The organism is Sphingopyxis sp. KK2, assembly GCF_001990265.1.
Classification (GTDB): domain Bacteria; phylum Pseudomonadota; class Alphaproteobacteria; order Sphingomonadales; family Sphingomonadaceae; genus Sphingopyxis.
In genome coordinates this window covers 1-9140 of sequence record NZ_LYVN01000152.1, presented here as the reverse complement: position 1 = coordinate 9140, position 9140 = coordinate 1, and the positions used below count along the sequence as shown (strand labels likewise).

Below are 9140 nucleotides of genomic sequence, written 5' to 3'. Positions count from 1 at the left end.
CACCCCGCTGCGACTAGGAAACAAGTTTCCAAGTCTCGCTGCCCCTCCCGCTAGCGGGAGGGGAAATCGGCTCGCTCGTTCAAGCGCCCGAAACCGGTCGCTTGCCGCCGTTCCGTCGGTGCGGTGCGAACCCGGTACCCCTAGCGTTCGACCTTGGTTGCGAGGATTACCGAGGTGGTGGTGCGTTCGACGCCGTCGAGCAGGCCGACTTCGTCGATCATCTCGTTGAGCTGGGCGCTGTCCTCGGCCTCGAGCATCGCGATGATGTCATATTCGCCGCTGATCGCGTGGATCGCCTGCACCTGCGGCAGCGCGGCGAGCGCGCCCTCGACCTCGCGGTGAAAGCGCGGCAGCGTCTTGATCATCATATGCGCGCGGATGCGGCTGGCGGCAAAGGCGTGGCCGAGGCGGACGGTATAGCCCGCGACGACCTTTTCCTCCTCGAGCCGCGCGAGCCGCGAATAGATGGCGCCGCGCGAGATTCCGAGTTCCTTGGCGAGCTGCGCGATCGTCTGGCGGGCGTCGTCGCGAAGCAGGCTGAGCAGGCGTTCGTCGACATCGTCGAGGGATACGCCCGCGTGCGCCATCACTCGGCGAGCTTCTCGTCGGCGAAGATTGCGGTTTGTGGAGACCCCCCGGCGCTCATCCGGCCACGATACATGCCGAGGTCGTTGATGGCAAAGGCCGGATCGCCGTCGGGGCCCATCGCGATCAGCCCGCCGTCGCCGCCGATCGCGCCAACCGCCATGATCGTCGCCTGCGCGGCGTCCTTCAGGCTTTCGCCCTTCCACGCGACGCGGTCGCAGACCTGCCGCGCCGCGCTTTCGCGGATAAAATATTCGCCCGATCCCGTCGCCGACACCGCGCACTGGCCGTCCTTGGCATAGGTGCCGGCGCCGATGATCGGCGAATCGCCGATGCGGCCCCAGCGCTTGCCGGTCATCCCGCCGGTCGAGGTCGCCGCCGCAAGATGGCCCTCGGCATCAAGCGCCACCGCGCCGACGGTGCCGAAGAGATGCGTCGGATCGAGCGCCGCCTGCTGTTTCTTGCGCCAGGCGAGCAATTGTTGCCAGCGTTCCTCGGTGCGGAACCAGTTGGGGTCGACCTGTTCGAGCCCCTGTTCGAGCGAGAAGCGGTCGGCGCCGTCGCGCGCGAGCATGACGTGCGGGCTCTTGTCCATCACCGCGCGCGCGAGGTCGATCGGGTGGCGCGTGCGCGTGACGCCGGCGACCGCGCCGGCCTTTTGCGTCTTGCCGTCCATGATCGCGGCGTCGAGTTCGTTCTTGCCCTCGGCGGTGAAGACCGCGCCGCGCCCGGCGTTGAACAGCGGATTATCCTCGAGCACGCGCACCGCCGCCGCGACCGCGTCGAGCGCGGGGCCGCCGCGATCGAGCACCGCGCCGCCGGCGCGCAGCGCCTCGTCGAGTCCGGCGCGATAGGCGGCTTCCTTCTCAGGGGGCAGCGCGCCGCGCTCGATCACCCCGGCGCCGCCATGGATCGCGAGCGACCAGCGCGGCACTTCGGCGATCGCGCCGGCGCGCGCGGCGTAATGCCGCTCGAACACCGGATTGTCGACGCGGCCCGAGGGGAGGTGGATCACCGAGCCGGGGCCGACCCCGGTGACCTTGACGCGCGGCGCGTCGAGCGGGCGGCCGGGCGTGACTTTCTTCAGCCCGGCGCCGTCGACGACCCAGGCATAGCCGTCGGGCGCGGTCGCATAGATGCGCGCGCGGCCGTCGGGTTCGACCGCGAGCGCGGCGCTTTCGTCGACGCCGAGGCCGAGCATCGCAGGCAAAGCGGGATCGCGGCCGACCTGCGCCTTGGCGACGAAGGCGAAGAGACGCCCGAGCCGTTCGCGTTCCTTGAAATGGGTGTCGGTGACGATGCCCTTCAACAGCGCGAGATGGAGGAAATCGCCCTCGATCGTGTTCGCGGGGCCGAGCGGGTCGGCGAGTGCCGCGGGGCTTTTGATGCTGCCGTCGTCCATCGCGCCATAGAGTTTCTCGCCCTGCATCGCGAGCCCGGCGCTGGTCCCGGCGAGCGGCTTGCCCGCCGCGACATGCGCGTCGAGGATCTCGTTCACCGGGGTGCCGCGCCAGTAGCGCACGTAGCGCGCCTGGTCGCCGCCGGCGATGAAGATGCCGTCGGCCTTGCGCAGCCGGTCGAGGATCTTCCTGTCATAGGATTGCGTGCGCGCGTGGAAGACGAAGATTTCGGCCGACTCGATGCCGCCGACCTCGTGGAAGAATTCCTGCCCCATCTCCTCGCCGTAGGAGGCGCTGATGATGACGATATGGCCGCGTCCGGCTTTGCCGAAGAACCATTTCATCGCGTCGATATTGCGGTCGCCGCCACCCATCAGCAGCAGCCCGCCCGACACCTGGCCGGGGGTCGCGGTGTTCAATTTGCCGAAGACATAATGTTCGACGGGCTTTTCCTTCGCCTCCTTGGCGATGGCGGGCGCGAGCGACAGCCCCGCGGCGGTGGCCAGCAACAGCAAGGCCCTTGTGATCCAGCGCGGCATTCATCGTCCCTTTGCAACCCGTGAAGCGAAGGATGTTACATAATGATCGCACAGGATGACAATATGATTTCCCATATCACCATAATGATTGAAATTATCGACGTTTTCCGCATAGGGGATAGGGCGCCGTCGGGGAACAAGGTCGGGCGCGGACCAGGCAAGGGCCGGATCACGGCCAGGTAAAGGGGTTGCACCATGACAGATTTCCGCACGCGGTCGTTCCGCATCCTCCTCGGGCTCGGCGTCTGCCTGCCGGCATTGATGTCGCCGGCGCTGGCGCAGGACGCCGCCGACGACGCGGGCAATGACGAAATCATCGTCACCGGCTCGCGCATCCCGACGATCCGCGACCAGGGGCCATCGCCGGTCACGACGATCGATTCGGACACGATCCGCGCCAACGGCTATACCAATGTCCCCGAACTGCTCGCCGCGATGACGCAGAACAGCGGCGAGACGCAGAGCCCGCAGTCGGGCAGCAGCGCCGACTTCACTCCCGGTGCGCAGCAGGTCGACCTGCGCGGGCTGGGTCCCAACCACACGCTGGTGCTGATCAACGGGCGCCGCATCGCCGACTTCCCGCTGCCCTATATCGGCCGCAGCAACTTCACCGACATTTCGAACATCCCCGTCAGCCTGATCGACAAGGTCGAGATTCTGAGCGGCGCGGGATCGGCGATCTATGGCTCCGACGCGATCGCCGGCGTCGTGAACTTCAAGATGAAGGAAAAGCTCGACGGGCTGACGCTCGACTATCGCCACGGGCGCACCGAGCATGGCGGCGGCATGTCGCACCGCGTCACCGCGACCGGCGGCTGGTCGAGCGGCGGCTTCAACATCAGCGGCGGCGTCGAATATCTCGATCAGCGCCCGCTCTGGGCCTATGACCGCAGCATCCAGGACAGCACCGACGACAATCCGGTGAACACGCTGGCGCGCCGCACCTTCCTGCGCATCGACGAGAATGTCGACTATATCGCGCCGCCGCCGGGCGCCTGCAACGCGCTGTCGGGGCTCAACATGGGCACGATCCGCCAATATAACCGCCCGCGCTACGGCGATTTCTGCGGCAGCAAGGAATCGATCGCCTATGGGACGATCATTTCGGGCCGCAAGGGTTTCAACAGCTTCGCCACCGCCTCCTACGAGCTGTCGGACGATGCCAAGCTGTTCGTCGACGCGCAGTTCGGGATCAGCAAGGTCCGGCTGATGTACGACGTCACCGCCTGGGCGTTCGAACAGTCGTCGTCGAGCGCCGACAATTATTTCTACAACGGGTTCACCGATCAGCTCGAGGACTGGTCGCGCCAGTTCACCCCCGAGGAAACCGGCGGGTTCGAGATGCAGCGCATCAAGCAGACCACCTACAGCATCACCCCCGGCGTGCGCGGCACCGTCGCCGACAAATGGAATTACGAGCTGTCGTTCAACTACAGCCGTTATGAATCGACGGTGCGCTGGCCGCAGATCATCAACCAGAAGGCGAAGGACCTGTTCCTCGGCCCGCAGGTCGGGTTCGACGACGACAGCGGCTATCCGATCTACAACGCCGATCCGACGCGGCTCTATACCCCGCTGACGCGCGCCGAATATGAGAGCATCTCGGCCGACACCGTCTATCGCCCCTATGCGTGGACGAGCAATTTGCAGGCGACGGTCAACAATGGCGAGCTGTTCGAGCTGCCCGCGGGGCCGGTCGGCTTCGCGATGGTCGCCGAATATGGCAAGCAGGGCTATAATCTGCGCCCCGACCCGCTCGCGCTCACCGACTATTATTACAGCTGGCGCGACAGCGACGGCGAGGGCAAGCGCAGCCACGCCGCGATCGGCGGCGAGCTTCGCGTGCCGGTGCTCCAATTCCTCACCGTGACCGGCGCGGGCCGTTTCGACACCTTCGGCTATGCGGGGCGCAACACGAGCAAATTCACCTATAATGGCGGGCTTGAGGTGCGTCCGATGGACAGCCTGCTGCTGCGCGCCGCCTATGGCACCGCCTTCCGCGCCCCCGACCTCCATTATGTGTTCACCGGGCCGGGCAATGTGCAGAGCAGCGTCGACGATTATTATCTCTGCGGCATCGAGGAGCCCGACGAGGATATCGGCGATTGCAGCTATTCGGGCACCGGCGTCGTCGTGAACCGCAACGGCACCCGCGACCTCAAGTCCGAAACGGGCAAGACGCTGACCGCGGGGCTGGTGTTCGCGCCGTCGAGCCGCCTGCATTTCTCGGTCGATTATTTCCGCGTCTCGCTCGACAACCAGGTCGACGACCTCAGCATCGACCAGATCGCGCGCGACGAGGCGGCGTGCCGTCCCGACGCCAATGGCCAGACCGAACTCGACCCCGCGTCGCCGACCTGCCAGGACGCGATCGCGCGCGTCCGCCGCTTCACCAGCGGCGGCTTTGCGGGGCAGATCGAATCGATCCGCGTCAACCCGATCAACATCGCGCGCGAAAAGACGAGCGGGATCGACATCGCCTTCCGCGGCACGTTGCCGACCAGCTTCGGCGATTTCACGCTGTCGCTCGCGCACAGCCATGTGTTCAAGCACAGCTTCCAGCAATATCCGGGCGATCCGATCGAGAACAAGCTGGCGTTCGACAGCGGTTTCTACCTGCCGCGCGACAAGTCGAACGGCAGCATCAGCTGGGCGAGCGACGGGCTCCAGCTCACCTTCTCCGGCACCCGCCTCGGCAAGCTGCCCAATTATGACGAGGATGCGTTCCTGAAGGCGAGCTATTTGTTCAACGCGACGCTGCAATATGATTTCACCGATCATATGCGCGGGTCGCTGACGATCCGGAACCTGTTCGACACCAACCCGGTGAAGGACCCGACCTGGTCAGCCTATCCCTATTACAACACCAGCTGGTACGACAGCGTCGGGCGCAGCGTGTTCCTGCAGCTGACCTACAAGCTCGGCGGTTCGGGGCTCTGACCCGCGCGCGCCGCCGGGCTTGACCAGGCCCGGCGGCGGCCCCATCCTGCCGCCATGTCGCGGCTCTATACGACTTTCGCCGAATTCTGGCCCTTTTACCTGCGCGAGCACAGCAAGGCGTCGACGCGCGCGCTGCACTATGTCGGCACCAGCATGGTCGTGCTGATCGCGGTCGCGGCGGTGCTGACCGGGCGCTGGGGTTGGCTGGTCGCGCTGCCGCTCGCGGGCTATTTCTTCGCCTGGGTGGCGCATTTCGGGGTCGAGAAGAACCGGCCCGCGACCTTCACCTATCCGCTGTGGAGCCTCGCCGCCGATTTCAAAATGTGGGCGCTGTGGCTCACCGGGCGGCTGGGTCCCGAACTCGACAAGGCCGGGGTGGCGCGGGCGCGCTGATGCGCAAAAGCGATCAGCCTGAGCGACAGGCTGCATTGGCGATTATTGCGAATCATTCTTAACTTCATGGCATCCCGCTTTCCGGAGATACGCCATGCCGACTGACCTCACCAAGACCCTGACCTATTTGTCGCTGCACCTGACCATCGGGTTCAGCGTCGCTTATGTCATGACCGGATCGGTCGCGCTCGCGGGCGGGATCGCGATCGTCGAGCCCTGCATCAATGCGGTCGCCTTTTTCTTCCACGAAAAGGCGTGGAAGCGGGTGGGCGCACGGCGTAGCCTGGTCGCCGCCTGATTCGGCGACCCCGAGTCCCGCCGCCATTGCCAGCCAAGGAGACAGACATGACCGTCAACCACGCATCCGCCCGCTACGAAGGTTTCGGCAAGGAGGGCAAGGGAGCGATCACGACCAAGTCGGGGGTGCTCGACAAGCAGCCCTATGGCTTCGGCACGCGCTTCGAGGGCCAGCCGGGGACGAACCCCGAGGAACTGATCGCGGCGGCGCATGCGGCGTGCTTCACCATGGCGCTGTCCTTTGGGCTGGCGCGCGCCGGCTATAGCGGCGACACGCTCGAGACGAGCGCGGCGGTGACGCTCGATGCGGTCGATGGCGGGTTCGAGATATCGAGTTCGGCGCTGACGCTGACCGCCAAGGTTCCCGGCATTTCGGCAGAGGAGTTTGCGAAGCTCGCCAAGGAGGCCGAAATGAACTGTCCGGTATCGAAGCTGCTCGATTGCGAGATCACGCTCGAACACACACTCGAAAGCTAGGCGGCGCGGCGCACCGGCGGCAACTCGTCGGCCATGAAGTCGAACAGCGCTTGCGCGGGGGCGGGCAGCGTCCAGCCCTGCAGCCGGCGATGGCGGCCGTGGCCGATATGGCTTTCGATGAGCAGCAACTCGCGCGGGGTCCAGTTCCACGCCAGCGGCACCGGGTCGAAACCCGCGTCGCCATAGCCGAGCGTGATATGCGGGCGGAGGCCCGACTTGCGGTGCAGCGGCGCGATGTCTTCGCCGGCGAGGCGCGCGACCAGCGCATCATAGAGGCCGCGAATCGCGCCGATGCTGCCCGCCGTGACGAGTTCGACCCCGGCATCGCGCGCGACGATGCGGCCGAAGGGGATGGCTGCGGCGGCAGGCAGGGTGTCGGCCAGCGCGCGGGCGACCCGCTGGCGCAGGAAGGGGTGCGGCAGCGCGGTCTCGGCGATCGTGCAGAGCGTCAGATGATAGCGATGCGGGCTGAGCCCGGTGAACAGGTCGCCGGGCAGCGGCGGCAGGTGCCGCGCGAGCCATCCGGCGCGATCGGCGGCGACCTGAAAGCCCAGGAAATAGCGGAAATTGGGTGCCATGAGATGCCTCCGAATCGGATCAATGTTCTCATTATGTTCCAATCGTGCGCGCGTGTCGAATCGCTCGTGCACCCGTCGACTTGGGGCGGCGACCGCGATAAGGACGGGCGCTGGAATCGCGGGAGACGGGGCGTGGGATTCAAGACGGGGATGATGGCGGCGGCGATGCTGGCGCTGGCGGGATGCGGACAGGCGGACGACGGCGCCGCCGCGCCCGACAAGGCGGCGTTGCCCGACGGCCCGAAGGCCGAGATCGCAACGATCGACGCCGCGAACCTGCCCGAGGGAGTGCGGGCGGTCGTGCTTGCCGCGGTGCCCGACATCGAGATCTCCGGGGCGCAGCGCAAGGCGCGCGACGGCATGGTCTTCTATGACGTCGAAGGGTCGCGCGGCGACGGCAGCGAGGTCGAACTCGACGTGATCGACGAGGGCGGCATCTATCGCGTCGTCGAGATCCAGCGCGACATCGCCTGGTCGGAGGCGCCCGCCGCGGTGCGCGCCGCCGCCGACGTCGCGCCCGACCGCTTCGTTCCGGCGCGGGTGATCGAAAGCACGCAGACTGACGGCAGCGTGATCTATGAGCTGTTCACTGTCGACAAGCCCGACGAGCCGACCGCCGAGATCGACTGGAAGAATGGCGACGCGAAGCTGCGGACCGAACGCAACGCCTATTGAGGCGGAGCGGGTAAAGGACGGCATGATGGGCGATTATAAGGTGAGTTTCGGCATCGGCGGCGAGGGCGCGGCGCCCGCGGTGGCAACCGGCGTCGCGCAGCCGACGATCGAATTCCTGTGCGACCCCGCGCTGGTCGGCCAGATCCCGCCCCCCGAGCGCGCGATCCGCTTCGCGCCCGACTGGTTCAAGCGGCTGAACCGCGAAATGGGCATGACCTATGAAAATGGTCTGCCCGCGATGACCGCCAAGGCGTGCCTGCCGATGACCGACGCCTTTTCGCTGGGCTTCGTGATCCCGCTGCCGTTCGATGTGCTGATCGTCGTGCCCGAGGATCGGGTGTCGATCCAGATGGGCTGGGCCGAAGGCGTGCCGTTCCAGCCGCTCGAACAACATCACCCGGCGCAGATCGGCGCCCCCGAACCGCCGTTCGAAAGCGTGATGCCGCTGAAATTCATCAATCCGTGGCGGATCAAGGTGCCCGACGGCTATTCGGTGCTGTTCGTCCAGCCATTGAGCCGCCCCGATTTGCCCTTCACCTGCTTTTCGGGCTTCGTCGATTGCGACCGCTTCGACACCACGGTGAACCTGCCCTTCGCCTGGACCGGGCCGGTTGGCGAGCACATCTTGCCGGCGGGTACGCCGATCGCGCAGCTGATCCCGATCCGCCGCGACACGCTGATCAAGCAGGATCGCGCCCGCGCCTCGACCAACGAGGAACTCGCCGAACAGGCGACCGCGCAGGGCAAGAAATATGGCGAGGAATCGGCCTATATGCGCGAGTGGCGCGTCAAGAAATGACGCCATCGTCCGGGCTTGATCACGCGGCTTGATCTCAACCGCGGTTGAGCTTTCATAAGGGCGGCCGATGATTCGCCGACCGGAGATTTGCCCATGAACGACGCCGCCCCGCCCCTCGTCGACTTGCCGCGCTACTGCTCGCGGATCGGTTATGACGGTTCGCTTGTGCCGACCTGGGAGGTGCTCGCGGCGCTGCAGGCCGCGCATATCGCCGCAATCCCGTTCGAGGCTCTCGACCCGCTGACCGGCAAGGGCGTCGACCTCGATCCCGCGGCGGTCGACGCCAAGCTGATCGATGCGCGGCGCGGCGGCTATTGTTTCGAGCAGAACAGCCTGTTCCTGCGCGTGCTGCGCGCGATCGGTTTCGACGCCGAGGGGCGGATCGCGCGGGTGCGCTGGATGCAGCCCGACGACGCGCCGCCGACCCCGCGCACGCACCAGATGACGCGGGTGATGC

The 9140-nt window shown here is 66.4% G+C and carries 10 protein-coding genes; 7 read left to right on the top strand and 3 right to left on the bottom strand.

From position 1 onward, the window contains the following. Positions 1-140 precede the first annotated feature (140 nt). A complete protein-coding gene (locus tag B1A78_RS18470; protein WP_077148371.1) occupies positions 141-587 on the bottom strand; it encodes an Lrp/AsnC family transcriptional regulator in 447 nt (148 codons plus the stop codon). Continuing rightward, complete coding sequence (locus B1A78_RS23315; RefSeq protein WP_077148370.1) at positions 587-2524, bottom strand: isoaspartyl peptidase/L-asparaginase; 1938 nt, start codon at positions 2522-2524, stop codon at positions 587-589. Before B1A78_RS23315 ends, B1A78_RS18470 begins: the two co-directional genes overlap by 1 nt. Positions 2525-2719: 195 nt before the next feature. Here B1A78_RS23315 and B1A78_RS18460 point away from each other — a divergent pair, with 195 nt between their 5' ends. From B1A78_RS18460 to B1A78_RS18445, 4 genes are all read left to right on the top strand, one after another. After that, the gene (locus B1A78_RS18460) at positions 2720-5464 is read left to right on the top strand and encodes a TonB-dependent receptor domain-containing protein (RefSeq protein WP_077148369.1); all 2745 of its coding nucleotides are present in this window, start codon (positions 2720-2722) and stop codon (positions 5462-5464) included. Between the two features lie 54 nt (positions 5465-5518). Further along, on the top strand, positions 5519-5857 hold the full coding sequence (locus tag B1A78_RS18455; RefSeq protein ID WP_077148368.1) for a DUF962 domain-containing protein: 339 nt from the start codon (positions 5519-5521) through the stop codon (positions 5855-5857). A gap of 94 nt (positions 5858-5951) precedes the next feature. Continuing rightward, positions 5952-6155 carry a DUF2061 domain-containing protein gene (locus B1A78_RS18450; RefSeq protein WP_077148367.1) on the top strand — a complete coding sequence of 68 codons (204 nt, stop codon included), beginning with the start codon at positions 5952-5954 and terminating at the stop codon, positions 6153-6155. Positions 6156-6202: 47 nt separating this feature from the next. Beyond that, on the top strand, positions 6203-6631 hold the full coding sequence (locus B1A78_RS18445) for an OsmC family protein (RefSeq protein WP_077148366.1): 429 nt from the start codon (positions 6203-6205) through the stop codon (positions 6629-6631). On the opposite strand, the gene B1A78_RS18440 is transcribed toward B1A78_RS18445, so the two are convergent. Continuing rightward, on the bottom strand, positions 6628-7209 hold the full coding sequence (locus B1A78_RS18440; RefSeq protein ID WP_077148365.1) for a hypothetical protein: 582 nt from the start codon (positions 7207-7209) through the stop codon (positions 6628-6630). The two genes, B1A78_RS18445 and B1A78_RS18440, sit on opposite strands and share 4 nt — an antisense overlap. A 132-nt stretch (positions 7210-7341) precedes the next feature. Here B1A78_RS18440 and B1A78_RS18435 point away from each other — a divergent pair, with 132 nt between their 5' ends. From B1A78_RS18435 to B1A78_RS18425, 3 genes are all read left to right on the top strand, one after another. Continuing rightward, complete coding sequence (locus B1A78_RS18435) at positions 7342-7884, top strand: hypothetical protein (RefSeq protein ID WP_218668001.1); 543 nt, start codon at positions 7342-7344, stop codon at positions 7882-7884. Between the two features lie 25 nt (positions 7885-7909). Continuing rightward, positions 7910-8683 carry a hypothetical protein gene (locus tag B1A78_RS18430; RefSeq protein ID WP_144037899.1) on the top strand — a complete coding sequence of 258 codons (774 nt, stop codon included), beginning with the start codon at positions 7910-7912 and terminating at the stop codon, positions 8681-8683. Between the two features lie 93 nt (positions 8684-8776). Further along, the coding region (locus B1A78_RS18425) for an arylamine N-acetyltransferase (protein ID WP_144037898.1) at positions 8777-9140 on the top strand (364 nt) is incomplete at its 3' end.